The sequence below is a fragment of the Microbacterium sp. 20-116 genome, assembly GCF_041079415.1.
Classification (GTDB): Bacteria; Actinomycetota; Actinomycetes; order Actinomycetales; family Microbacteriaceae; genus Microbacterium.
Map to the genome: position 1 here is coordinate 170,101 of NZ_JBFYGP010000003.1, position 23,083 is coordinate 193,183.

Here is a 23,083-nt window from a genome sequence, read left to right on the forward strand (position 1 = left end):
CTCCCACGTTAGTGCCGCGGCTAGCCTGGAGCCATGGCGAAAGGCAACGGGTCCCGCGGGCGCAGCGGCGCACCTCGACGCAGCGGGGCAGCGAAGCCCGCCGCGGCAGGGCGTTCACGCGCGGCGAAGCCGAAGGCGAAGGCCGAGCGACCGACCCCGCCGCCGCGCGAGGAACCGCGGGACTTCGTGCTCGGCGCGATTCCCGGAGCAACCCCCGGCAAGTGGATCGGGCTGTGGCGCGAACGCATGCCGCACGTCGCTCTCGAGCTGCGTGAGATCTCCGTCGCCACCCAGCTCGAAGCGCTCGACGAGGTCGACGCGGCGCTCATCCGCCTTCCCGTCGAGGAGTCAGACGACGTGAACGTGATTCCCCTCTACGAGGAGGAACCCGTCGTGGTCATGTCCGCCGACTCCGACCTGACCGCGGCCGACGAGCTCGAGATCGCCGATCTGCGGGGCGAGGTCGTCATCGCGGCCGCCGACGACGTCTTGCACCTGTCGATCCCGGACGCCGTCGCCCCGGCGTTCGCACCCCCGGCCGACACCGCCGAAGCCATCGCGACGGTGGCTGCGGGCGTCGGCGTCGTGATCGTGCCGATGTCTCTTGCTCGCGCTCATCAGCGCCGCGACGTCGAGTACCGCATCCTGCGGGACGGTCCGCGATCCCGGGTCGCTCTCGCGTGGCTCCGCGAGCGCACGACCCCCGATGTCGAGACGTTCGTGGGCGTCGTGCGCGGCCGAACCGCGCGATCCTCGCGCTGACCGGGCATTGGCGCACCCACGTTTCGCTCCGTGTCACCCCCTGACGGTGCGGAAAGTCGCCCGCGTAGAATCTCCGGGTGACCGCTTCCCTGCTCTACGTCTGCGTTCGCCCGCAGCGTGAGGCGGCCGTGGCCGAGTGGGCCTCGTTCCGCGACGGTCTCGGCGTGCGAGACGACGACCTCGTGCACCACGACCTCGTTCGCGAGCCGCTGCCGGCGGACCTCGACCGGTACGCCGCGATCGTCGTCGGCGGCAGCCCTTTCAACGTCACCGACCCCGGCAAGACCGACGAGCAGCGCCGCCTCGAGCGCGACCTCGAACGCCTGGCGGGCGCGGCCATCGAGGGTCGCACGAACGCGCTGTTCACGTGCTTCGGTATCGGTGTCGTCACGCGTCTGCTCGGGGGCAGGGTGAGTTTGCTGCACCCCGAGGGCACGGGCCCCACCGACATCGTGCTCACCGAGGCGGGTCGCGACGACGAGCTGTTCGGCATCCTGAATCCCCGCTTCGAGGCGCTGACCGCGCACAAGGAAGGCACGGCGATCGTCCCCCCGGGCGCGACGCTGCTCGCCGAGAACGACGCGTGCCCCGTGCAGGCCTATCGCGCCGGGTCCGGACTGTGGGCCACGCAGTTCCACCCCGAGCCCACGACCGAGGCGTTCGTCGCGCGCATGGTCGTCTACCGCGACGCGGGGTACTTCGATGCCGACGCGTTCGACGAGGTCTCGGCACACGTGCGCACCGCGTCGGTCGAGCAGCCCACGCGCCTTCTGCGCTCCTTCGCCGCCCGATCCGTCGCGGCCTGAGCCGCGCCCGTCGGCGTCGGCGCCCCCGACTCGGGTCTGCCCGGGGGGATCACCAGCCGTCAGAAGTCAACCCCGACTGCCATATTTACCTAGCTTTTCTAGTGTTCTAGGTATGAACGCAGCAACGCAATGGCGGGGAAGCGACCTCGCACGTCAGATCGTCGTCCTTTCCACGGTGTCGTTCATGCTGATCGCCGCAGTGATCGGGGCGGGCGCCTTCGGCAACTCGGCCGTGCAGGATCAGCAGGGCGGCGCCCTCAACACCGACGGCTCCTACCTCGCCCCGGCGGGTCCGGCCTTCTCGATCTGGTCGGTCATCTACCTCGGCCTGATCGCGTATGCGATCTGGCAGGCTCTCCCCGGCCAGCGCACCAATGCGCGCCAGCGCGCGCTCGGCTGGCTGATCGCCCTCACCATGAGCCTCAACGGCCTGTGGCTGGTCGCGGCCCGCTTCGGCACGCTGCTGCTCACGGTCGTCGTGATCGTCCTCTTGCTCGCGGCTCTCTGCTGGACGTTCCGCGTCGCCGTGGCGACGCGCGAACCGCGCGACGGCGTCGTCGATTCCGTCCTCATCGACGGGGTCACGGGCCTCCACCTCGGCTGGGTCACCCTCGCCACCGTCGCCAACGCCGCCGCCTGGCTCACGACCATCGTGCCGGCGGAGTGGGAGAGCGCGGCGGATGCCATCGGTATCGCCGTCCTGATCGTGGTCGCTCTCATCGGTCTTTCGATCGCGTGGCGCAGCGCGTGGCGCGTCACACCCGCGCTCGCCCTGGCCTGGGGGCTCAGCTGGCTGGCCGTCGAGCGCTTCAGCGGCGAGCCGCAGAGCGCGCCGATCGGTGTGACCGCGATCATCGTGGCCGCGATCGTGCTCGTGCCGCCGGCGATCGTCAGCGTGCTCCGCCTGGTCCGCCGAAGCGTGGACTGACCGCCGAGGCCCGCGGCATCCGTTCCGCAAGAGGGGCGGATGCCGACCTCTCGGGGAGCTCGATCGGGGCGTGGATTCTCTCCCTTTCATCCTGCTCGTCGCCCTCTTCGTCGCAGCCGCCGCCGTGGTGTGGGTGGCGGGGATGCGAGAGCCGTCAACCCCCGCGCATGGCGTGAACGACGAACGGCCCCGCCCCTTGCGAGGTCGGGACCGTTCGTCATGACGTCAGAGTGCGGGGCCGACGATCGCGCTCGCCCCGGCCGGCACCGTCACCTGGGAGCCATCGAGCACGACGCCCTCCGCCGTCGCCAGCAGCACACGAGCACCGGATACCACCGACGCCGAGGCCGCGGCCTCCGAGAGGTTGACGATCACGACGAGGTCGCGGCGACGTAGTTCGTAGACCCGGCCGCCGTCGGCCTCCCTGGCCTCCGCGGACAGCCCCTCGCGCGACGGGTCGGTCAACTCGGGGCGCTCGCGCCGCAGCTTCGCGAGCTCGCGGTACAGGCCGAGCAGCTGGGCGTGATCGCCCTCGCCCGCCTCGTCCCAGTCGAGCCGGGAGTTCTCGAACGTCGAGGGATCCTGCGGGTCGGGGACGGTGGATTCGTCCCAGCCCATCTTCTCGAACTCGGCGATGCGCCCCTCGGCGGTGGCCTTGCCGAGCTCGGGCTCGGGGTGAGAGGTGAAGAACTGCCAGGGCGTCGTCGCGCCCCACTCCTCGCCCATGAAGAGCATCGGCGTGCCCGGAGCGGTGAGCGTGAGCACGGCGGCGGCGGCCAGACGGTCGTAGCCGAGCGTCTGCGACAGGCGGTCGCCCGCGGCCCGGTTGCCGATCTGGTCGTGATCCTGCGCGAAGGTCACGAGGCGCCAGTTCGGAACGTCCTGGGGAATGGGCTTGCCGTGCTTCTCCTCGCGGAACGTCGAGTACGTGCCGTCGTGGAAGAAGCCGCCCTCGCTGACCTTTCGGAAGGCCTCGACGTCGGCGAAGTCCTCGTAGTAGCCGATCGTCTCGCCGGTCAGGGCGACGTGCACCGTGTGGTGCCAGTCGTCCGACCACTGCGCGGTCAGGCCGTATCCGCCGGCCTCGCGCGGGAGGATCAGCTTCGGGTCGTTCATGTCGCTCTCGGCGATGGTGGTGAGCGGGATGCCGCGGTGCGCCGACAGCGCGTCGGTGCGTTCGGCGATCTCCTGCAGCACGTGCGGATCGCGATGGTCGAGCAGAGCGTGCACGGCATCGAGGCGCAGGCCGTCGACGTGGTAGTCGCTCATCCACATCAGTGCGTTCTCGACGATGTACGCGCGGACAGCGTCTTCATCGAGATTGACCGAGTCGCCCCAGGTGTTACGGCTGCCTTCGCGCAGGTACTCGCCGAACTCGGGCAGGTAGTTGCCCGAGGGACCGAGGTGGTTGTAGACGACGTCCTGGATGACGGCGAGTCCGGCCGCGTGGGCCGCATCGACGAAACGCTGGTACGCCTCGGGTCCGCCGTAGGCCTCGTGCACGGTGTACCAGAGCACCCCGTCATAGCCCCAGTTCCACGTACCGTTGAAGCCGTTCACCGGCAGCAGCTCGACGTGGGTCACCCCCAGGTCGACGAGGTGATCGAGGCGGCCGACCGCGGCATCCAGTGTTCCCTCGGGGGTGAAGGTTCCGAGGTGCAGCTCGTAGATCAGGCCGCCCGCGAGCTGCTTGCCCGTCCACGCGGCGTCGTTCCAGGCGTACACCGAGGGGTCGAACCACGCCGACGCCTCGTGCACGCCGCCGGGCTGACGCCGCGAGCGCGGGTCGGGGCGGAGGTCGTCGCCGTCACCGAGGACGAAGCCGTACCGCTCGCCGTCGGCGAGGTCGACCGGGGCCGTCCACCAGCCGTCTTTCGCGGATGCCATCTCGACGTCTTCGACGACATTGTCGCCGCTGTCGTCGAGCCGGCGCAGCCGCACCCGCTCTGTCTTGGGTGCCCAGACGTCGATGCTCATGAGGGGTGTTCCTTCGCGTGAGGTGCCGAGGTTTTTCGCTGAGGGAGGGCGTGAGGCGACGATTGCCGACGCCTCACGCGATCGGGGGTCAGAAGATCAGCAGGGCCACCGGGTAGACCGCCAGCAGGTCGGCCAGGGGCACGGCGCCGCCGGCGAACGAGCGTCCGGTCAGCACGTCGACGACGGGGGTGTCCGGCAGCAGCACCACCGTGTCGCGCCAGCCTCCCGCTGCCGCCAGGCCGTGCGGCAGACGGGTCGCGACCGCGAACACACCGCCACGATCGAAGGCGACGACGTGGTCAGCCGCCACGCCCGCTGCCTCCAGCGGGCGGTAGATCTCGAGCGGGTGCTCACGGCGAAGGCGCAGCGCGCGCGACGTCACGAGGAGCTTGGCCGCTCCCGTGGCATCCACCGCCGGAGCCGCAGCTCCGGGGGCGTCGATCGCGGCGAGAAGCCGGCGACGCTCCGCGAAGTCGACCGCGCGACGGTTGTCGGGATCGACGAGCGACTGCTCCCACAGCTCCGAGCCCTGGTAGACGTCGGGGACGCCCGGGCCCATGATCTGCAGCAGCTTGGCGGATAGACCGTTCGACCATCCCGCGGGCGAGATCTGGTCGACGAAGGCGCGCACGCGCTCGGCGGCGGTGCCGGTGGCCGCGTCGACGACCGCGTGCATGCGCTCCTCGAAGGCCTCGTCCTGCTCCCACCAGCCGGTGACCTCGGACGCCTCGCGCGCCGCCTTCTCGGCGTACGCGTGCAGACGTTCGCGGTAGACCTTCAGCCCCTCGGGGGTGGATGCCGAGGCGGGCCACGCTCCCACGATCGCCTGCCACAGCAGTGCGTCGAAGGGGCCGTGACCGGTCGAGGCGATCCCGCGGAACTCCTCGAGTCGTTCGGCCCAGGTCTCGGGGATCTCGGCCAGCACCGCGATGCGGGCACGCGTGTCCTCGCCGCGCTTGGTGTCGTGCGTCGACAGAGTGGTCATGGCGGTGGGCCACGACGCGTGACGCAGCGCCTGCGCGGTGTGGAAGCCCGCGACGTCGAGGGAGAACTCCCCCGGGTCGCCGCCCACCTCGGTGAGCGAGCCCAGCCGGGTGTAACGGTAGAACGCGGTGTCCTCGACGCCCTTGGCCATGACGGGACCGGTCGTCTGCTGAAAGCGCCACGCGACCTCGAGGCTCGTGTCGGCGAGCACCGGGACGAGCTTCTCGATCACGTCGCCCAGTTCGGGACGACGCACTTCGGCTTCGCCCGCGGCGGCGTCGAGGTGCGTGCGACCGGCGGGGAGGTACGAGCGGTACACCGGGAAGCACGCGAGGATCTCGGCGAGCGCGTCCTGCAGCGCGTCGGCCCCGAACTCCTCGCGCAGCCCCGACGGAAGACCGCGCACCAGGCGACGGATCTCCGACACCTGGATCGAGTCGGCGATCTTGCGCTTGGTGTCGTGGATGAGGTCGTGCCAGCCGGTGAGCGGCTCGAGATCGCTGTCGGTGCGCAGGCGCGCGTCGAGGGCATCGAGCGCCGCCTCCCCCGCCGGGTCGGTCAGCACACGGTCGATCTCGGCGAGAGCGTCGTAACCGGTGGTCCCGGCGGTCTTCCACCACGACGGCAACGCCTCGCCGTGTTCGAGGATCTTCTCGGCGAGCACGTAGCCGACCTCGCCCTCGCCGGCCTCTTCGAGCGCGACGGCGAGCTGATCGAAGTACCCGCCCGGATCGACGAGACCGTCGGGGTGGTCCACGCGCAGACCGTCGGCGAGGCCCTCGCGCACCCAGCGCAGGATCTCGGCGTGGGTCGCCCGGAACACCTCCGGCACCTCGACGCGCACGCCCGCGAGGGTCGTCACGGCGAAGAAGCGGCGGTAGTTCAGGTCGGCCGCTTCGTCCTGCCAGTAGCGCAGTTCGAAGTTCTGCGCGTCCAGCAGAGCTCGGATGTCCGAAGTACCGGTACCGGGGGCCACCGGGAAGGCATGGTCGTAGTAGCGGACCAGCCCGTCGGGAGCATCGTCGGCCGGCGTCGGGTCGTATGAGATCTCGTCGATGACCGCGTCGAGATGGTCGCCGAGCACGGGCACGCGCACCTTGCCGTCACCGAATTCCCAGTCGATGTCGAACGCGCTCGCGTGCGCCGACGCCCGCCCCTGTCGCAGCACGTCCCACCACCACGCGTTGCTGCGTGGTTCCGAGACGCCCATGTGGTTGGGCACGATGTCGATCAGGATGCCGAGCTCCGCCGCGCGCGCTGCCGCGGCGAAGCGGTCGAGCCCCTCGGCGCCCCCGCGTGCGGGGTCGACGCGCTCGACGTCGACCACGTCGTAGCCGTGGTCGGAACCGGGCGTGGCCTCGAGGATCGGCGACAGGTACGCCCACGAGACCCCGAGGTCACGGAGGTATCCCGTGACCTCGGCGGCGTCGTCGAGGGTGAACGCTTCGCGGATCTGCAGGCGATAGGTCGAAAGCGGATGCCGCATCTCGCTCACAGCTCCGGCTTGGGCGCCTGACCGGGCAGGTCGTCGGTGCCGACCACCGGGATCTGCGCGGTGAGGGAGGCGGCGACCGAGTGGTCGACCTCGGGCTCGGGCAGGTGGTGCTCACGCAGGACCATGAGCGACTTCGGCTCGAGCGGCAGCGTCTCACCGGGGCTCAGCGGCTCGGTGTTCGCGCGCTCGCCGGCGGTGTCGACGTAGGCGTCCCACTTCGGCGCGTACTCGAAGTCGGGCAGGCGGAAGTCGACCTTGTCGTCACCGGCGTTGAACAGCACGAGGAAGTGGTCGTCGCTGATCGACTCGCCACGACGATCGCGCTCGCGGATTCCCTGGCCGTTGAGGAAGACGCCCACCGCGAGGCCGAAGCCGTTGTCCCAGTCCTCGGGCTGCATGAGCGAGCCGTCGGGACGCAGCCACACCACGTCGGGAATGGGAGCGCCCTCCTCCATCTTCACGGGGCGACCGTCGAAGAACCGGCTGCGGCGGAAGGTGGGGTGCTGCTTGCGCAGTCGCGCGAGGGCGGCCGTGAACTCGATGAGCGGGGTGTCGATGTTCGTCCAGTCCACCCACGTGATCTCGTTGTCCTGCGCGTAGCCGTTGTTGTTGCCGCCCTGCGTGCGACCGAGTTCGTCGCCGTGCAGCAGCATCGGCACGCCCTGGCTGAGCAGCAGCGTCGCGATGAAGTTGCGCTGCTGCTGCGCCCGACGCTTCAGGACGTCCTGATCGTCGGTCGGCCCCTCGACGCCCATGTTGCTGGAGCGGTTGTGCGATTCGCCGTCGTTGTTGTCTTCGCCGTTGGCGTCGTTGTGCTTCTCGTTGTACGACACGAGGTCGCGCAGCGTGAAGCCGTCGTGCGCGGTGACGAAGTTGATGGATGCCACCGGGAAACGTCCCGAGTGCTCGTACAGGTCGGCCGAACCGGTCAGCCGCGAGGCGAACTCGCCCAGGGCCTGCGGCTCGCCGCGCCAGAAGTCGCGCACGGTGTCGCGGTACTTGCCGTTCCACTCGGTCCACTGGGGCGGGAAGTTGCCGACCTGGTAGCCGCCGGGACCGACGTCCCACGGTTCGGCGATGAGCTTGACCTGCGAGACGATCGGGTCCTGCTGCACGAGCTCGAAGAAGGTCGCGAGCTTGTCGACCTCGTAGAACTCGCGGGCGAGGGTGGATGCCAGGTCGAAGCGGAATCCGTCGACGTGCATCTCGAGCACCCAGTAGCGCAGCGAATCCATGATCAGCTGCAGCGTGTGGGGGTTGCCCACGTTCATGCTGTTGCCGGTGCCGGTGTAGTCGGTGTAGTAGCGCTTGTCGTCGTCTTCGAGGCGGTAGTACGCCTCGTTGTCGATGCCGCGCATCGACAGGGTCGGGCCCATGTGGTTGCCCTCGGCGGTGTGGTTGTAGACCACGTCGAGGATGACCTCGATGCCGGCGGCGTGCAGAGCCTTGACCATGGCCTTGAACTCCTGCACCTGCTGACCGTGGTCGCCGGTCGAGGAGTAGGTGTTCTGCGGGGCGAGGAACGCGATGGTGTTGTAGCCCCAGTAGTTCGACAGCCCCTTCTCTTCGAGGGTGGAGTCGTTGACGAACTGGTGCACCGGCATGAGCTCGATCGCGGTGATGCCGAGCTTCTGGAGGTGCTCGATGACGGCGGGGTGGGCGATGCCGGCGTACGTGCCGCGCAACTCCTCGGGTACGTCGGGGTGCAGCTGGGTGAGGCCGCGCACGTGGGCCTCGTAGATGAACGACTCGGCGTAGGGGATCTTCGGCTGGCGGTCGCCCGACCAGTCGAAGAACGGGTTGATGACGACGCCCTTCATCATGTGGGCGGCGGAGTCCTCGTCGTTGAACGAGTCGGGGTCGCCGAACTCGTAGCTGAAGACCGCCTGCCCCCAGTCGACCTGGCCCTCGACGGCCTTCGCGTACGGGTCGAGGAGCAGCTTCGCGGGGTTGAAGCGCTTGCCGTTCGCGGGGTCGTACTCCCCGTGCACGCGGTAGCCGTAGCGCTGCCCCGGCTGGATGTTGGGGAGGTAGGCGTGCCAGACGAACGCGTCGACGTCGATCAGCTCGAAGCACGTCTCCGTTCCGTCTTCCTCGAAGAGGCAGAGCTCGACCTTCTCTGCTCCTTCACTGAACAGGGCGAAGTTCGTCCCGTTACCGTCGTAAGTGGCCCCGAGGGGATAACTGGATCCTGGCCATACCTGCTGCACGTCGCTCACGATAGACCAGCGTTGTTTCCGCGAACGGCCGCGATGACGCCTGTTGACAGGCGGTCTACCCCCGACTAAGGGCGCAGGTGCCTACGCCCGCTCCGGCGGATGCCGCAGAAGCTCGATGCGCTCGTCGAGGTACCGCCCCAGCGGCATAAATCCTCCGGCTGCGCTCCATCGCACGAGCGGCTCTCCGTCGCGGACGGATACGGGCGTCGACGATGGCCCGACCGCTGCGGGGTCGATGACCTCCCACCCGATGTGCACGCTCTCGCCCTCCGGCACCCCACCTCTCGCCGCGGCGGCCGAGAGCTCGGCGCGGCGACGCTGCGACTCCGCGGCGAATCCGCGTCGGACCTCCGGGCGCGAGCGCACGATGTCGCCCGTCGCGAGAAGCGCGTCGTCGGTCAACAGGAGGACCCCCAGGTGCCAGGCCGTGCCGCGTGGCGAGACACGGGCAGCACGCGGGATGCCGAGCAGGCGGCGCCCCTCCTGCAGCTCGCCGAGTCGCTCGCGCGGGGCGCCGGCCAGGCGTGCGCGAGCGTCGTCGAGGATCGTGGAGAGGGAGGAAGCGCTCATCGATCGGACCCTTCGTGACGTGCGGCTTCGGCGCGCTGGACGGCCTCGATCGCGGCCCGCACGGCATCACGAGCGCGGATCTGCGCGTTCGTGCGCTGGGTCAGTACGTCCTCCGCTTCGGCGGCGTCCCTCTCGGCGCGTTCCAGATCGGTGCGAAGGCCCTCCACACGCTCGCGGGCGCGCGTCGCTCGCTCGGTCGCCGAGTCGACCCGCCGGTCGGCAGCGGCGTTCTCGCGGTCGGCGTCGGCCTTCGCACGCTCCGCTTCGCGCACGGCCCGTTCCGCCGCCTTGCGCGCTCGACGGGAGGCGAGATCGTCCCGGGTGGGAGCGGGCCGCGGGAGCTCGCCCGGGACGGAACCGGCCACCGCTTCGCCGAGCGCCCCGTCCCGCAGTTCGGCGAGGTCGATCGCCGACACCAGACGCCCCGTGAGCACGGCGGCCGCCGCCGTGGCATCGACGACCGCGGCGTTGACGGTCTTCTCGACGGCATCCGACATCGCCCCGCTCAGCGGGCTCCCCGCCTCGGCGGCGAGCTCTCCCGCCCGACGAGCGAGGGCGACGACCAGGTGCCGGCGCTGACGCCCCAGTCTCCCGAGCTCGGCGGCATCCAGATCCTCCTGCGCCTCGTGAAGGGCGCGCGAGAGTTCCACGGCCTCGCCGAGCTGGCCGTCGCGCACGAGCAGGTTGACGGCCCAGGCGGCGACGGTGGGCTTGCGCAGCTTCGCCACCCTGCGCCCGACGGCCCCGCCTTCGGCGGCAGCGCGTTCGTTACGCGCGGCGGTGAAACGCGAGGGCGGGAGGCTGAGGAGTTCGGCGGCGACCTCGTCCACTCGGGAGTCGTCGTCGCTCATCGCTCCATTGTGTCGCGCGCGTCAGAGCGAGACCACTCCGGGGTGCGCACCGCGGATCTCGCGGTGGAGCCGCTCCATGCGGGTGTCGAGCTCGGCGGCGGTGTCGGCGGCGTTCTTGAGCTCGGCGAGCAGATCGTCGGGGACGAGGCGGTCGTACTTGTAGTAGATCTTGTGCTCGAGGCTCGCCCAGAAGTCCATGGCGATCGTGCGGAACTGCACCTCGACGGGCACGTCGACGCGACCGGTCGACAAGAAGACCGGTACCTCCACGATCACGTGCAGGCTCTTGTAACCGTTCGCCTTCGGCTGGGCGATGTAGTCCTTGACGTCGCGCACGGTGATGTCGTCTTGGCGGGTCAGCAGGTTCGAGAGCCGATAGGCGTCGTCGATGAAGCTGCACGTGACCCGGATGCCGGCGATGTCGGTGATCGAGGCACGGATGGAGTCGAAGTCGGTCTCGATGCCCTTGCGGCGGACCTTGTCGACCAGGCTGTCCGGCGACTTGACCCGGCTCGAGACGTGCTCGATCGGGTTGTAGGCGTGCATCTCTTGAAACTCTTCGCGCAGGATAGAGATCTTCGTCTCGACCTCGGCGAGCCCGAAGCGGTACTCCATCAGGAACCGCTGGAACTCGTCGCGCATCGCTCGCAGGGCCGCACTCGAGACGGTGATCTGCTGTTCGTCCAGCGGGTCCGACATGCGCACGAACGTAACGGACACGACTACGAGGCCGCTGAGAGCCTCACGCCCGGGGTGGTTCCGCCGAGGCGCGCGGGACCAGCTCGCCGTCGATGACGTCGATGCCGATCAAGCCCTGGAACACATCCGGAAGGTCATCCGGGTCGTTCCCCGATTCAGGATGCCGAGGCGTGGGGGGATTGGTCACGGCGCCCTCCTTCCGTGCTCTTTCCTCACTGTGGCAGGCGAACCCGCCACGCCCGGCGGTCTTGACACCTGGCATCCCGCCGCGTATCCGCGACACGCTCTGGCGTATCGTGGGCCGCATGGGGACCATTCACTACGGCGGCAGCGGCACGACCGTGCACATCGAGGACCGCGCCCTGGCTCACCTGAAAGTCGTCATCTCGACCAAGCTCCGCCGCGGCGAGAGCTTCACGTTGTCGTGGCGACACCGCGACGACGAAGAGCGCGGCCGCAGCACGCTCTGGCTGCACCCGGCGATTCCGCTGCGTTTCGTCTTCGACGACAGCGAACCCACCACGCTCAGCCGGGAGTGGATCGAACGACTGGCCGACTCCGCAAACTCGTCGGGCGGGATCATGCTCGTACCCGAGGACATCAGCCCGACTGCCGAGTCCGAGAAGAGCTGACGCTCACCCCTCTTCGACGAGGGCGTCCTCGCTCGGCTCGGGCGTGATCGCCAGACCGTTCGGGCCGGATGCCGCGAGCATGAGGTCTTCGACCCAGACCCGGTTGATGCGCGGCTGACGGCTGCCGTAGAAGTGGAACTGGATCGGCACAGAGGGGTGCATCCAGAAGCTGCGCCGACCGCTGCCGTCGCCGACCTCGACGTCGAACATGAACGACTCGGAACGCCGAAGCTTGTTCATCACGACGATGCGCAGGTGTGCGAGCGTACGGTCGTCGATGTCGACCGCGTTGGCAACGGTGTCGTAGATGAATCTACCCATGCCGTCGAGCCTATCCGAGGAACGCACGTCGAGCCGCTTTCCGGGATGCCACGTCGCGTCGCGCGAATCAACCCCGGTGGGCGGCTCGTTCTGGCACGACTAGCGTGCCGGTGTGGGAACGCTTTACTACGGCGACGTCGCGTCGCCGATCGAGATCGAGGATCGCGCCCTGGCGCACGTCAAGGTGGTCATCGCGACCAAGCTCCGCCGCGGCGAGAGCTTCACCTTGTCGTGGACGCACGGACCCGGCCAGGAGGTGGGGCGCAGCACCGTGTGGCTGCATCCTTCGATTCCGCTGCGCTTCGTCTTCGACGAGCCGGAGCCGGCTCTGTTGAGCCGAGCGTGGATCGAGGCGCTCGCGACGTCGGCGAACTCGTCGGGTGGGCTGCTGCTCGTCGACGAACCGGACTCGTCCGGCTCCTAGATCAGACGACCGTCTGATCGAGGATCTCGCGCGCGCCCTCTTCGACCGCGGTGGGTACCACGAGGGGACGCCCAGCCGAGAAGGCCTCCCACTCGCGGAGGACGATCGCCTCGACGTGGGTCGGATCCTCGAGCGGGTAATCCGCCCGCAGGCGGGCCACCACAGCTCGGAACGAGGCGACCTCGACCCCGTCGACTTCGCGCAGGTTCTCAGCGTGGGCGCCGGCCGCTGCGGGCGCGACGACCGCCGCGTCGCTCACCGGATCGTGCATGGCTCCATGGTTTCACGCCGCGAATGCGCCGCCTAATGTTTCGGCGATAAGTAGGCGGACTACCTACCTAGCGACGCCCGTCAGCGACCGGGCTCGGCCTCGACCGGGTGCGGGTCGACCTGATCGACGGCATCCTGGAGCCGGCCGAGGCACGCGATCACGGCCGCGCTGTCTTCGGGGCTCATGTCGACGACCGCCGCCATCATGCGGGCGTGCATCGACCCGAGAGTCGCGCGCACCTCTTCGTCGCTCACTTCGGTCGCGACGATGAAGATGCTCCGCCGATCGGTGGGGTGAGGGACACGGGTGACGTGGCCCGTCTTCTCGAGGCGGTCGACGATCGCCGTCGTCGAGGCCGTCGAGACCCCGAGGTATCGGGTCAGCTCGCTCGGAGACACCTGCCGGCCCTGCCCCGCCGCCTTGATGAGGTAGCGCAGTACCAGAAGCTCGTTCTCGCCCATCGACATCGACTCGCGCGTTCGGCGACGCATGGCGACCTCGGCAGCGCGATAGACGCGAAAGGCCTGGAGGACATCGACGGCTCGGCGACGACGATCCTCATCGCTCGCGCCGTACCAGTAGCGCGACTCGGACCCTGTTTCCACCTGGGCATCTTATGCCAGGCTCCGCGATCAGCCCCCTGCCGATGCATCGAATGGACGGGTACCATCGAAGTACAACGGTCGACTACTTTATCGGCCTCAAAGACACTAGCCCATCGAGAGAACCGAGGAGGACAGATGAATGACGCGACGACCGCCGACGACGTGGTCAAGGCTCTCAACGACCTCACCGACTCCGGCGTTGCATCCGAGCGGCAGGCTCTTCACTCCCTCGGTATCGGACCGAACGACGCCAAGGTTCTGCGGTTCCTCCTGCAGCGCTCCCCCGAAGACGAACCCGTGACCCCGCGGATCCTCGCATCAATGCTGGGCATCTCGTCCGCGGCCACGACCGCGCTCATCGATCGACTCGCGGATGCCGGATGGGTAGAACGCGAACCGTACCCGGGCGACCGCCGGTCCATCGTGGTGCGCGAGACGATCGACGCCGATTCCCCCGCCCGACGCATGCTGTCGGTGCGGAGCACGTCGGCGGCGGCGGCCGCCGAACGGCTGGGACCCGCGGAGCGACGCATCGTCGCCGACTTCCTCGACGACATCGCCCGCGGCGAGCGTCAGGACATCGATGGCATCTCGGCACACGACGAGGCGTCCCGCGCGTCCTGACGAGGGGACGGCGGGACGCCTCGAAAATCACTCGGTGGCGCGACCGGTCTCGTTCTGCAGTCGGTCGATCTGCTCCGATGCCTCGGCCTTCGTCAGGTCGGCGGGGATCTCCTCGCCGGCTTCGCGAGCGAGCGTGTCGAGGTAGCTGCGCTGCGGAGCGGTCATCGGCTCGTCGCCGGTCACCCAGTCGGACGGATCTTTCTCGGCGGGGTTGTCGCCCTCGCGGACGGCACCCAGGGTCTCTTCTTCACGGGAGGTATCGCTCATGCAGGAAGGCTAAGCGGGGCTCCCGACACCGGGACCGGGATTGACAGGTCACCCAGGCGGGTAGGGCATCCTGGGGCGGTGCCCGAAAAATCGCGTCCCGCCGACGTCGACGTCCAGACGTATCGCCGTGGCCCGTCCCGCACGCGCGTGACGCGCGTGCCCACGACCGCGGACACCGGGCGCTCGTTCGTACTCGTCGCCGGCATCGGAGTCGCGTCGACGTACTTCGAGTTCCTCGCGCCCCTGCTGGCCAAGGAGGGCGAGGTGTACGCCCTCGACCTCCCCGGATTCGGCGGGGTCCCGGCATCCGGAGAATCCCCCACCGCCGCCTACTTCGCCGATCAGGTCGAGGGGGTGCTCGATCACTACGGCCTGGACGACCCCGTCCTGATCGGGCATTCGATGGGGACGCAGGTGGTCACCGAGGTCCTCGCGCGCCGCCCCGGCCTCTCGCACGCGGTGCTGGTGAGCCCCGTCGTCGACGAGGCGGAGTCCACCGCGATCGTGCAGGGCGTGCGATTCGTCCAGTCGACCGTGCGCGAGTCGATCCACATCGCGCTGCTCGCCGTGTCGGCCTATCTGCTGTGCGGGTTCCTCTACTTCTTCGAGGCGCTGCCGCACATGCTGCGCTACCGCATCTCGGACCGCATCGGCGCGGGACGAGCGACGCTGCTGCTCATCCGGGGCGAGCACGACCGCCCCTCGCCCCGTCGCCTGCACTCGAGACTCGTCGCCCGCGCGCACAGGGCTCGGCGGTGGGAGATCGAGGGCGCCGCTCACTGCGTCGTGAACAGCCACGCCGTCGGGGTCGCTCGGCTCGTGCTGCGGCACATCGACGACGACCTGGCGCCGAAGGGGCGGATGCCGGCGTCCGAGGCGGCGGTGCCTCCCGCCGCTCACGCCGACCTGAGCATGGTGCTGGGAGCCGTGGCGAGCCGCCTCGCGGAATGGATCAGCGCGGCCCGTCACGACGAGGACGGGGTCGAGCGCGCGAAGGCCCGCCATGCGCGCGTCCTCTGGGATGCCTACCGCCCCGGGCGCTGAGTCCTAACCCGGCGACCCGAGCGGGGCAACCCCCACGACGGCTCGGTCGCCGACATCGAGCATGGGAGCGTGTCGACTCGCCCGCGCACCCGCCGCTCATGACCGTCCCCGCCGCCCTCGACCCCCGCCGATGGTGGTCCGACGCGATCACGACCGACCGCCTGCTGCTCGCCGCCAAGACCGCTGCGGCGGCGGCGCTGGCCTGGTACCTCGCCCCTCTCGTCCCCCTCGCGCAGAGCGAGTACTCGTACTACGCGCCGCTCGGAGTGCTGGTGAGCATGTACCCGACCGTCGCGCGCTCCGCCTCGAGCGGGGTCCAGGCCGTGGTCGGTCTGGCACTCGGAATCGGCCTGGGCCTGGCGAGCCTCGCCGTCGTCGGCACGGGCCTGCCCCGCATCGTCGCGGTGGCCGCCGTGATCCTGATCGGCGTGCTGCTCGCGGGGGTGCGCGCCCTCGGCGTCGGGCGCGACTGGGTGGCCATCGCGGGACTCTTCGTGCTGTTGCTGGGCGGCGCCGACCCCGACGGGTACTCCGTGTCGTACCTGGTCACGATGGCGTTCGGTGTGGTGGTGGGCGTCGTGGTGAATCTGCTCGTCGTTCCGCCGCTCCGGGTGAAGAAGGCCGACGACCGGCTGAGTCGCCTTCGCGACGCCCTCGGCGAGGCGCTCGGGGCGATGTCGACCTCGCTCGCGGGCCGCTCCTTCGACCCCGAGGCCGCCGACCGGGCCGCCGCCGCGCTGGAGGACACCCTCGTCGAGGTCCGCGAAGAGGTCGACCTGGCCGATGAGAGCCGTCGTTACAACCCGCGCGGCCGTCGGCTGAAGACACCGCGCGACCTCGATCGACGCCGTCTGGACGCCTTGACCGGCACCGCGGATGCCACCCGTGAACTGGCCGCGGCACTGGCACGACTCACCGCGGGTCCTGACGTCGACACCCGTCTTCCTGCCGAGGTGCGCCGCACCCTCGCCGACGCGATCGACGCGGTCTCGCCCCTGGTCACGACGCCACCCGAACCCGAGGCCGACGCGGGCAGCCTGCGCGCGGCGGAGAAGTCCCTCACGCGCTACACCGAGAGCCTGCGCGCCCTCGACGCGCACGAGGAGCCCCTCGACGCGTGGGAGGCCGCCGTCAGCCTCCGCCGCGTGATCGCGGCGTGCGGGCCGTTCTCGGACCCGGATGCCGACACCGCGGCGCGTTGAGAGATCCGGGGCCGCGCCAGCTCAGCCCGGCGCTCCGCCCACGGCGTCGAGGGCGCGATCCAGAGCGGCCGCGGTCGCGTGCCGCGCAGCGGCCGGGACGGCCGCCAGGAAGCCGCCGACGAACGTGTCCCCCAGGCCGATCGTCGTGGGATCGGCGGTGTCGACGAGGTACGCCGGCACGCCGACCGCCTTTCCGCTCCGCTGCAGGGCAGCGACCACCGCCGCTCCCCCGGGATGGCGCGCGAATCTCGCGGTGGCATCGAGGTCGGCTGCCGTGCACGCGTCGCCGAGCCGGTAGCGCGTCGCCGCGGTGCGCACGGCGCTCTCGAGTCCCGTTTCGTGCCGCGCCGCCGAGGGACCGACGGCGAGCGCCCAGTACTTCGTGTGCACGACCAGCGCCCGTGCCGGAATGAGCCCGTGCGCCTCGGCGAGGGCCGCCGCGACGTCGTCCGGCGAGAGCAGATCGACGGAGCGCCCCAGGTACTCCTGCAGTTCGTCCTCGTTCATGCCGTACACGTCGATGCGCTCGAGCAGTCGCCTCCGTACGCGGGCGGAGAGCTCGCGCTGGTAGAACCCCGCGTCTTCGTAGTACACGAGGGCATCGGCGGGAAGACGGCGCATCGCGCTCACCAGGTCGTCGAGCCGGGCCTCGAGCAGATCGGCATCCTGCATGGTGTTGAAACCCGAGACGAGGAAGGCCGCAGCCGACTCGAGAGCGTCGCCGAGTCGGTCGGCGATCACCATCTCGCGGTTGGGCGCGTCGTTGGCGAAGATCAGGCGATTGGAGGCCGTGGCCGTCACCGCTCCGTCGACCACGCGCACGGTCGTGCCCTCGGGGTACTGCACGATGAGGTGCGGGTCGAGGGTGTCACGCCTCGCCGACGAGACGATCCTCATCGACGACGGCAGGAGTCGCCGGACATTGTCGTCGATGCTGACGAGGTGCTGCACCGTCGGGATGCCGATGCGATCGAGCGCGATCCCGGCCCGCACCCCCGTGCCGCCCAGGGTGACGTTCTTGTCGAAGTGCGCCGCGAAGCGCTCCACGATCTCTGACGAGAGCACGAAGCGCTCGCCTCCCCCGCCCGTGGCGAGGAAGGCGAGCACCGTCACGATGAGCGCGCGCTCGTCGATGATGGGCGTCGTGGTGGTCAACTCGTCGAGCCGGATGCCGTGCTCCGCCGCGAGGGCGGTGAGCACCTCGGCATCCCACCGGATCTCGTAGTCGACGGTTCCGCCGAGCCCGAGGACGAGGTCTTCCCCCATGGCGCCGGTCTCCTTCGATCAGTACAGGTCGGCCTTGCCGGCGGCGCCGAACAGGTCGATCTTCTCAGCGGCGGTGACCTTCATCGCCGCGATGCACTCGGGCTGGATGGCGTTGGGCTCGCGCAGGCGACGGTCGGTGCCGAGCACCTCGCGCATGCGGTCGTGGTAGGCCACCTTGATGTCGCTGGAGATGTTGATCTTGTTCACGCCCAGCTCCACCGCCCGGCTCAGCTCGCCGTCGGGGTTGCTCGACCCGCCGTGCAGCACGAGCGGGATGCCGACCGCCGCCTTGATCTGCTCGAGCAGGTCGTGGCGCAGCTCGGGGTTCTTCTCGGCCGGGTAGAGCCCGTGCGAGGTGCCAATGGCGATGGCGAGGCTGTCGACCCCGGTCTGCTCGACGAAGCGCACGGCGTCGTCGACATTGGTGTAGATGATCTCGGCGGCACCGGACTCGCCGTAGCTGTCGTTCGCGCCGATTGTTCCGAGCTCGCCCTCGACTTGCACGCCGACCGCGTGGGCGGCTTCGACGACCTTGCGGGTCAGGGCGACGTTCTGCTCGAAGGGCTCGAGCGAGGCGTCGATCATGACCGAGGTGAAGCCGGCCTGGATGGCCTGGACGATCTGCTCGTACGTTCCGCCGTGGTCCCAGTGGATGGCGACGGGCACGCTCGAGCGGTGCGCGCGAGCGTGCATCGCGGGGATGAGGTCGGTGGTGATGTGCGAGACCTCGTCGGGGTGGATGGCGATGATGACCGGAGCGTTCTTCTCCTCGCTGATGTCCATGATCCCGGTGAACATCGCCCAATCGCTGATGTTGAAAGCCGGGATGGCGAAGCTGTGGGCGTTCGCTACGTCGAGGATGGACTTGCCGGTGTAGAGCACGGATTTCTCCTTGTTCGGGGTTGGGTGTGCGGAGGTCAGCTCTTCACCGAGCCGGCCGTGAGGCCGCTGATGAAGAAGCGTTGGAAGAAGAGGAAGAGCAGCAGCACGGGGATCGAGCCGAGGATGCTCATCGCCATGATCTGGTTCCACTCGTAGGAGTGCTGGCCCATGAGCAGCTGGATGCCGATCGGCACGGTGCGCATGTCGATGGTGCGCGTGAGGGTGAGGGCGAAGAGGAACTCGTTCCACGCGATCATGAAGGTGTAGATCCCCACCGAGACGATCCCGGGGATCGAGATGGGCACGAGCACCCGCCAGAGGGCGGTGAACGAGCCCGCGCCGTCGACTCGGACGGCCTCGTCGAGTTCCTTCGGCAGGGTGTTGAAATACCCGGTCATCATGATGATCGCGTAGGGCAGCGTGAACACCATGTAGGTGAAGATGAGCCCCGGATAGGTGTTGTAGAGGCCGAGCCCCACCATCAGACCGAAGTACGGGATCAGCAGCGTGATCGGCGGGACCGCCTGGACGCTGACGATGATGACGTTGACGACGCGCTTGCCGCGGAACTCGAATCGGCTGAAGGCGTACGCCGCCTGGATCGCGACGAGCAGCGTCAGGATCGTCACCGCCCCCGCCACGACATAGCTGTTGATGAAGAAGCGCACCGTCTCGGGGTTGGTGAAGATCGAGATGTACGCGTCGAACGAGAAGGTGTCGGTGATGAGGCGCGGGGGGAGCTCGAAGATCTGCGTGTTCGACTTGAACGAGCTCGAGAGCATCCACAGCACGGGACCGGCGGCGAAGACCGCGCCGATCAACAGGCCGATGAGCACGCCGGTCTTGGCGAGGCGGCGGCGCGCGATCGCGCTGGTGGCGCGCGGGCGCGCGGTCGTGGTCGAGGCCATGGTCAGTCCCTCGCCTTCTGGTGGCGGACGTAGAGCACCGCGATGATCATCGACATCGCCAGGACCAGCACCGCCGAGGTGGAGGCCATCGAGAAGTCGTACTTCGCGAATGCGAGCTTGTAGGTGAAGGTGCTGAGCATCTCGGTGACGTCGATGGGACCGCCGCCCGTGGTCAGCCAGATGAGGGCGAACTGCTGCGAGGTCCAGATGAGGTCGAGCAACAGCAGGCTCACGATGATGGGACGCAGCTGGGGGACGGTGACGTTCCAGAAGCGCTGCACGGGGCTGGCACCGTCGACGGTCGCGGCCTCGTAGAGGTCGCTCGGGATCCCCTGGAGACCGGCGAGCAGGCTCACCATGAAGAACGGGTAACCGGCCCAGATGTTGATGAAGGTGACCGTCCCCAGCGCCAGTTGCGGCGAGGCGAGCCACTCGATGTTCGTGTGGAGCAGGAAGTTGACGATGCCGTTCGGGGCGAGCAGCATGCGCCACAGCACGGCGATGACGGCGACCGTGAAAAGCCACGGGAGCACGTAGAGCCCGCGGAAGATCGCCCGGGGGACCGCGCCGATGAGCCGGCTGTTGAGCAGGAGGGCGAACGAGAGTCCGAGCACGAGGTGCGCGGCGACGCTCGTGAGGGTGAAGAAGAGGGTGTTGCCCGTCGCCTTCCAAAAGCCGGAGTCGGTGAGGATCGCGATGTAGTTGTCGAGACCCACGACCTCGGGGCTCTTGTTGAGGATGACGTTGTCCTGGAACGAGTACCCGATCACCATGACGATCGGGACGATCATCAGGACGAACAACAGGATCAGCGTCGGAGACAGGAACGCGTAGGCCTCGCCGGCCTTGCGCAGCTGCCGGGTGCGGCGGGAGGCGGGTCGTCCGGTGACGATCACCTCGGTGTCGGGGGGTGTGAGAGTGCGCATGGTCATGATGTGCGGCTTTCGCTGAGCGGGATGCCGCACCGCGAGCGGTGGCGGTGCGGCATCCCGGTTCGGGGTCGGATCAGAACTCCGACGTCCATTCGTCCTGCGTCTTGGTGAGCGCGTCGCTCATCGACTGCTGTCCGTCGAGAGCCGACTGGAACTGGGTGCCGAACTGTCGCATGAGCTCCTCGGCGACGGGCAGACCCGTGAACTCGTTCGCCGGGTAGCCCTTCTTGTAGATGTCGAACGCCGTCTTGAACAGCTCGTCGTCCGCGACGAAGGTCGGCACGCTCTCGGTGTTGCCGGGGAACGCCTTGGCCATCGTCGACAGCTCGCTGTTGACGTCCTTGCCCATCAGGAACTGCACGAGCTTGAAGGCGGCATCCTTGTGCTGCGAGTTCTCGGCCACGCCGATGCCCCACGAGGCGTAGGGGATGCCGCGCTCTCCGGTGAAGCCGTCTTCGGCCGGGATCGCCGAGATCGAGAACTTCAGGTCGGGGTTCGACTGTCGGATCAGATTGATGTGGGCCAGCGAGTCGATCATCATGCCGACACGTCCGTTGGTGAACTCCTCGACCTTGTCCTGCTCCTTCATCGTGAAGGATCCGGGAGCGATGACCCCGTCCTCCCAGAGCTGCTGGATGTAGTCGGTGGCCGAGGTCACGGCCTTGTTCGTCAGGTCGGGCTTGCCGTCCTTCAGCATCGACCCGCCCGAGGCCCACACCCATGACATGACGTCGTTCTGCACGCCGTTGGGGGCTTCGAGCGAGAGCGGGAGGACCCACCCCGACACGTCTCCGCCGAGGGCCTTGATCTTCTTCGCCGCGTCGGCGAACTCCGTGCGAGTCGACGGCGGAGAGCTGACACCGGCCTGCGAGAGCAGCCCGTCGTTGGTGAACATGGGGTAGACGAAGTTGACCACGGGGATCATGTAGGTGCTGCCGTCGACCTTGATCTGGCTGGCGAGCTGGCTGTCGTCGTAGCCGGAGTCGCTCATCAGCTTCGACAGATCGGCGATCACGCCCTGCTTGGCGAAGTCGCTGACCCACGCACCGTCGAGACCGACGACGTCGGGCATGGTGCCGGATGCCGCCCCGGCGAAGAGCTGCTCCTTCGTAGAGGCGTAGGGCCCGCTGACGAGGTCGACCTTGATACCGGGGTTCTCCTTCTCGAACTCGTCCATGAGTCCGCGGAACGCTCCGTCGCCGAGCTCCGGCTCCCACCACTGGGCGAACTCGATCGTGACGTTCCCGTCCGACGACGCTCCCGAATCGTTCGACGAGCACCCCGCCATCGCCAGGAGGGTCGTGGCCGCTGCCGCGGCACCGACGAGCTTGATGGCGTTCCGACGCCGGCGCCCGCTGTTGTCCATCATTTCTCCTCGTTGAGATCTGCCGCATTTCGCGCTGTTCTGCGCGTTCTTGCGTCTTTCAGCACGAGTATGCGCCCCTTTGCAAGAAGCCGCAAGAGCTCGATGCAGATCCGTGATAATTCCGGCAGGAGACCGCGTCAATGTCCGCAAACAACGGGCTTGGAGTGCTGTTCTCTGCCGTTTTCGCACAAATTCTGCGGACCGACATGCCGCTCTGTGCTAGAGATGACGGCATGGACGCATCCACCGCCACGGTCAAGCGACGGCTCCCCGCGGGCCGCAAAGCCGAGCTGGCCGCCTACGTCGCCGAGTCGGGCCAGGTGACCGTCGTCGACCTCGCCTCGCACTTCGGCGTCTCGATCGACACGGTCCGCCGCGACCTCGACCAGCTCGATCGCGAAGGGATCGTCGTGCGCACCCACGGCGGTGCCGTCAGTGCGATGTCGGTCCCCGGCCGCGACCGCGGCCTCGACGTACGCCTGCAGATGCAGATCTCCGAGAAGGAGCGCATCGCCGCGCTCGCGGCCGACCTCATCGAGGACGGATCCGTCCTCATGCTCAACGCCGGCACCACGACGCTGGCGGTCGCCCGAGCCCTGCGCAATCACCGGAACCTCACGATCGCGACGAACAACCTGCGCATCCCCGCCGAGATCTCCCCCAGCGTGTTCCGCGATCTCTACATCTTCGGCGGCGCGGTCCGCACCATCACCCAGGCCACGACCGGCCCGGTGACCCTGGCGATGAACTCGCACACCCCCGAGGTCGACATCCGCTGCGACTACGCCCTCATCGCGGTCGGCGCGGTCGACGGCTCCGGCTTCTCGACCAGCAACCTCGGCGACGCGACCATGATGAGCGAGATGATCCAGCGCGCGGATCGCACCGCGATCCTGGCCGACTCCTCGAAGCTCGACCGACGCTTGTTCGCCCAGGTGGGCCCCCTCGAGAAGGCCGACTACCTCATCACCGACGCCGAGCCTTCACCCGAGCTGTCCGCCGCCCTCGCCGAAGCCGGCGTGACCGTCGTCACCCCCTGATCAGCGCG

Annotated in this window: 25 protein-coding genes; 9 read left to right on the forward strand and 16 right to left on the reverse strand. The window is 68.8% G+C overall.

Annotation, left to right across the window (positions count from 1 at the left end; genetic code table 11):
• Positions 1–33 precede the first annotated feature (33 nt).
• The 3 genes from AB6V29_RS08160 to AB6V29_RS08170 all read left to right on the forward strand — a co-directional run bounded on the left by AB6V29_RS08160 (position 34) and on the right by AB6V29_RS08170 (position 2,496).
• Positions 34–762 carry a LysR substrate-binding domain-containing protein gene (locus tag AB6V29_RS08160; protein WP_369357968.1) on the forward strand — a complete coding sequence of 243 codons (729 nt, stop codon included), beginning with the start codon at positions 34–36 and terminating at the stop codon, positions 760–762.
• Positions 763–839: 77 nt separating this feature from the next.
• A complete protein-coding gene (locus AB6V29_RS08165) occupies positions 840–1,568 on the forward strand; it encodes a GMP synthase (protein WP_210072381.1) in 729 nt (242 codons plus the stop codon).
• 112 nt (positions 1,569–1,680) lie between these two features.
• Positions 1,681–2,496, forward strand: a complete 816-nt coding sequence (locus AB6V29_RS08170; RefSeq protein WP_369357970.1) for a tryptophan-rich sensory protein — start codon at positions 1,681–1,683, stop codon at positions 2,494–2,496.
• A 225-nt stretch (positions 2,497–2,721) separates the two neighbouring features.
• Here AB6V29_RS08170 and treZ read toward each other — a convergent pair whose 3' ends face one another.
• The 7 genes from treZ to AB6V29_RS08205 form a co-directional block, all read right to left on the reverse strand.
• Entirely contained in the window at positions 2,722–4,473 is a 1,752-nt protein-coding gene (gene treZ / locus AB6V29_RS08175) for a malto-oligosyltrehalose trehalohydrolase (RefSeq protein WP_369357972.1), read from the reverse strand.
• A gap of 88 nt (positions 4,474–4,561) precedes the next feature.
• The gene (treY, locus tag AB6V29_RS08180; RefSeq protein ID WP_267786063.1) at positions 4,562–6,943 is read right to left on the reverse strand and encodes a malto-oligosyltrehalose synthase; all 2,382 of its coding nucleotides are present in this window, start codon (positions 6,941–6,943) and stop codon (positions 4,562–4,564) included.
• A gap of 5 nt (positions 6,944–6,948) precedes the next feature.
• Positions 6,949–9,171 carry a glycogen debranching protein GlgX gene (gene glgX / locus AB6V29_RS08185; protein ID WP_267786062.1) on the reverse strand — a complete coding sequence of 741 codons (2,223 nt, stop codon included), beginning with the start codon at positions 9,169–9,171 and terminating at the stop codon, positions 6,949–6,951.
• An 81-nt stretch (positions 9,172–9,252) separates the two neighbouring features.
• A complete protein-coding gene (locus AB6V29_RS08190) occupies positions 9,253–9,741 on the reverse strand; it encodes a glutaminase (protein ID WP_210072386.1) in 489 nt (162 codons plus the stop codon).
• The gene (locus AB6V29_RS08195; RefSeq protein WP_267786060.1) at positions 9,738–10,592 is read right to left on the reverse strand and encodes a transposase; all 855 of its coding nucleotides are present in this window, start codon (positions 10,590–10,592) and stop codon (positions 9,738–9,740) included. The genes AB6V29_RS08190 and AB6V29_RS08195 overlap by 4 nt, the downstream gene beginning before the upstream one ends.
• Before the next feature lie 21 nt (positions 10,593–10,613).
• On the reverse strand, positions 10,614–11,291 hold the full coding sequence (locus AB6V29_RS08200) for a GTP pyrophosphokinase family protein (protein WP_210072388.1): 678 nt from the start codon (positions 11,289–11,291) through the stop codon (positions 10,614–10,616).
• Between the two features lie 43 nt (positions 11,292–11,334).
• The gene (locus AB6V29_RS08205; RefSeq protein WP_210072389.1) at positions 11,335–11,478 is read right to left on the reverse strand and encodes a hypothetical protein; all 144 of its coding nucleotides are present in this window, start codon (positions 11,476–11,478) and stop codon (positions 11,335–11,337) included.
• Positions 11,479–11,596: 118 nt separating this feature from the next.
• Between AB6V29_RS08205 and AB6V29_RS08210 the strand changes: the two genes are divergently transcribed.
• Positions 11,597–11,923 (forward strand): hypothetical protein, encoded by a 327-nt coding sequence (locus AB6V29_RS08210; RefSeq protein WP_267786059.1) that lies wholly within the window; start codon positions 11,597–11,599, stop codon positions 11,921–11,923.
• A 3-nt stretch (positions 11,924–11,926) separates the two neighbouring features.
• Here AB6V29_RS08210 and AB6V29_RS08215 read toward each other — a convergent pair whose 3' ends face one another.
• Complete coding sequence (locus tag AB6V29_RS08215; RefSeq protein ID WP_056226105.1) at positions 11,927–12,244, reverse strand: hypothetical protein; 318 nt, start codon at positions 12,242–12,244, stop codon at positions 11,927–11,929.
• Between the two features lie 112 nt (positions 12,245–12,356).
• Between AB6V29_RS08215 and AB6V29_RS08220 the strand changes: the two genes are divergently transcribed.
• Positions 12,357–12,668, forward strand: coding sequence for a hypothetical protein (locus tag AB6V29_RS08220; RefSeq protein WP_210072391.1), 312 nt, complete (start codon positions 12,357–12,359; stop codon positions 12,666–12,668).
• A gap of 1 nt (position 12,669) precedes the next feature.
• On the opposite strand, the gene AB6V29_RS08225 is transcribed toward AB6V29_RS08220, so the two are convergent.
• Together AB6V29_RS08225 and AB6V29_RS08230 are read right to left on the reverse strand one after the other, a co-directional pair.
• On the reverse strand, positions 12,670–12,939 hold the full coding sequence (locus AB6V29_RS08225) for a three-helix bundle dimerization domain-containing protein (protein WP_267786055.1): 270 nt from the start codon (positions 12,937–12,939) through the stop codon (positions 12,670–12,672).
• Positions 12,940–13,019: 80 nt separating this feature from the next.
• A complete protein-coding gene (locus tag AB6V29_RS08230) occupies positions 13,020–13,544 on the reverse strand; it encodes a MarR family winged helix-turn-helix transcriptional regulator (protein WP_210072393.1) in 525 nt (174 codons plus the stop codon).
• Between the two features lie 135 nt (positions 13,545–13,679).
• Here AB6V29_RS08230 and AB6V29_RS08235 point away from each other — a divergent pair, with 135 nt between their 5' ends.
• A complete protein-coding gene (locus tag AB6V29_RS08235; protein WP_369357975.1) occupies positions 13,680–14,168 on the forward strand; it encodes a MarR family winged helix-turn-helix transcriptional regulator in 489 nt (162 codons plus the stop codon).
• Positions 14,169–14,195: 27 nt separating this feature from the next.
• Here the strand turns inward: AB6V29_RS08235 and AB6V29_RS08240 are convergent, their stop codons facing one another.
• Entirely contained in the window at positions 14,196–14,435 is a 240-nt protein-coding gene (locus AB6V29_RS08240) for a DUF3072 domain-containing protein (RefSeq protein WP_115915964.1), read from the reverse strand.
• Positions 14,436–14,513: 78 nt separating this feature from the next.
• On the opposite strand from AB6V29_RS08240, the gene AB6V29_RS08245 reads away from it, so the two are divergent.
• Together AB6V29_RS08245 and AB6V29_RS08250 are read left to right on the forward strand one after the other, a co-directional pair.
• The gene (locus AB6V29_RS08245) at positions 14,514–15,479 is read left to right on the forward strand and encodes an alpha/beta fold hydrolase (protein ID WP_369357976.1); all 966 of its coding nucleotides are present in this window, start codon (positions 14,514–14,516) and stop codon (positions 15,477–15,479) included.
• Positions 15,480–15,577: 98 nt separating this feature from the next.
• A complete protein-coding gene (locus tag AB6V29_RS08250) occupies positions 15,578–16,681 on the forward strand; it encodes an FUSC family protein (RefSeq protein ID WP_369357977.1) in 1,104 nt (367 codons plus the stop codon).
• A gap of 21 nt (positions 16,682–16,702) precedes the next feature.
• Here AB6V29_RS08250 and AB6V29_RS08255 read toward each other — a convergent pair whose 3' ends face one another.
• The 5 genes from AB6V29_RS08255 to AB6V29_RS08275 form a co-directional block, all read right to left on the reverse strand.
• Entirely contained in the window at positions 16,703–17,947 is a 1,245-nt protein-coding gene (locus tag AB6V29_RS08255) for an ADP-dependent glucokinase/phosphofructokinase (protein ID WP_369357979.1), read from the reverse strand.
• 18 nt (positions 17,948–17,965) lie between these two features.
• A complete protein-coding gene (locus tag AB6V29_RS08260) occupies positions 17,966–18,829 on the reverse strand; it encodes a ketose-bisphosphate aldolase (RefSeq protein ID WP_210072398.1) in 864 nt (287 codons plus the stop codon).
• A gap of 35 nt (positions 18,830–18,864) precedes the next feature.
• Entirely contained in the window at positions 18,865–19,737 is an 873-nt protein-coding gene (locus AB6V29_RS08265; protein ID WP_116238707.1) for a carbohydrate ABC transporter permease, read from the reverse strand.
• Positions 19,738–19,739: 2 nt separating this feature from the next.
• A complete protein-coding gene (locus AB6V29_RS08270; protein ID WP_307458560.1) occupies positions 19,740–20,669 on the reverse strand; it encodes a carbohydrate ABC transporter permease in 930 nt (309 codons plus the stop codon).
• A gap of 73 nt (positions 20,670–20,742) precedes the next feature.
• A complete protein-coding gene (locus AB6V29_RS08275; RefSeq protein ID WP_267786049.1) occupies positions 20,743–22,038 on the reverse strand; it encodes a sugar ABC transporter substrate-binding protein in 1,296 nt (431 codons plus the stop codon).
• Positions 22,039–22,268: 230 nt separating this feature from the next.
• Here AB6V29_RS08275 and AB6V29_RS08280 point away from each other — a divergent pair, with 230 nt between their 5' ends.
• Positions 22,269–23,075, forward strand: a complete 807-nt coding sequence (locus AB6V29_RS08280; RefSeq protein ID WP_210072400.1) for a DeoR/GlpR family DNA-binding transcription regulator — start codon at positions 22,269–22,271, stop codon at positions 23,073–23,075.
• Positions 23,076–23,083 lie beyond the last annotated feature (8 nt).

Coding starts and splice junctions, on each gene's coding strand:
- AB6V29_RS08235 (WP_369357975.1), top strand. CDS start 13,680: ATGAATGACGCGACGACCGCCGACGACGTGGTCAAGGCTCTCAACGAC.
- AB6V29_RS08250 (WP_369357977.1), top strand. CDS start 15,578: ATGACCGTCCCCGCCGCCCTCGACCCCCGCCGATGGTGGTCCGACGCG.
- AB6V29_RS08215 (WP_056226105.1), bottom strand. CDS start 12,244: ATGGGTAGATTCATCTACGACACCGTTGCCAACGCGGTCGACATCGAC.
- AB6V29_RS08275 (WP_267786049.1), bottom strand. CDS start 22,038: ATGATGGACAACAGCGGGCGCCGGCGTCGGAACGCCATCAAGCTCGTC.
- AB6V29_RS08265 (WP_116238707.1), bottom strand. CDS start 19,737: ATGGCCTCGACCACGACCGCGCGCCCGCGCGCCACCAGCGCGATCGCG.
- AB6V29_RS08255 (WP_369357979.1), bottom strand. CDS start 17,947: ATGGGGGAAGACCTCGTCCTCGGGCTCGGCGGAACCGTCGACTACGAG.
- treY (WP_267786063.1), bottom strand. CDS start 6,943: ATGCGGCATCCGCTTTCGACCTATCGCCTGCAGATCCGCGAAGCGTTC.
- AB6V29_RS08195 (WP_267786060.1), bottom strand. CDS start 10,592: ATGAGCGACGACGACTCCCGAGTGGACGAGGTCGCCGCCGAACTCCTC.
- AB6V29_RS08200 (WP_210072388.1), bottom strand. CDS start 11,291: ATGTCGGACCCGCTGGACGAACAGCAGATCACCGTCTCGAGTGCGGCC.
- AB6V29_RS08210 (WP_267786059.1), top strand. CDS start 11,597: ATGGGGACCATTCACTACGGCGGCAGCGGCACGACCGTGCACATCGAG.
- AB6V29_RS08160 (WP_369357968.1), top strand. CDS start 34: ATGGCGAAAGGCAACGGGTCCCGCGGGCGCAGCGGCGCACCTCGACGC.
- AB6V29_RS08240 (WP_115915964.1), bottom strand. CDS start 14,435: ATGAGCGATACCTCCCGTGAAGAAGAGACCCTGGGTGCCGTCCGCGAG.
- AB6V29_RS08270 (WP_307458560.1), bottom strand. CDS start 20,669: ATGACCATGCGCACTCTCACACCCCCCGACACCGAGGTGATCGTCACC.
- AB6V29_RS08280 (WP_210072400.1), top strand. CDS start 22,269: ATGGACGCATCCACCGCCACGGTCAAGCGACGGCTCCCCGCGGGCCGC.
- treZ (WP_369357972.1), bottom strand. CDS start 4,473: ATGAGCATCGACGTCTGGGCACCCAAGACAGAGCGGGTGCGGCTGCGC.
- AB6V29_RS08225 (WP_267786055.1), bottom strand. CDS start 12,939: ATGCACGATCCGGTGAGCGACGCGGCGGTCGTCGCGCCCGCAGCGGCC.
- AB6V29_RS08190 (WP_210072386.1), bottom strand. CDS start 9,741: ATGAGCGCTTCCTCCCTCTCCACGATCCTCGACGACGCTCGCGCACGC.
- AB6V29_RS08170 (WP_369357970.1), top strand. CDS start 1,681: ATGAACGCAGCAACGCAATGGCGGGGAAGCGACCTCGCACGTCAGATC.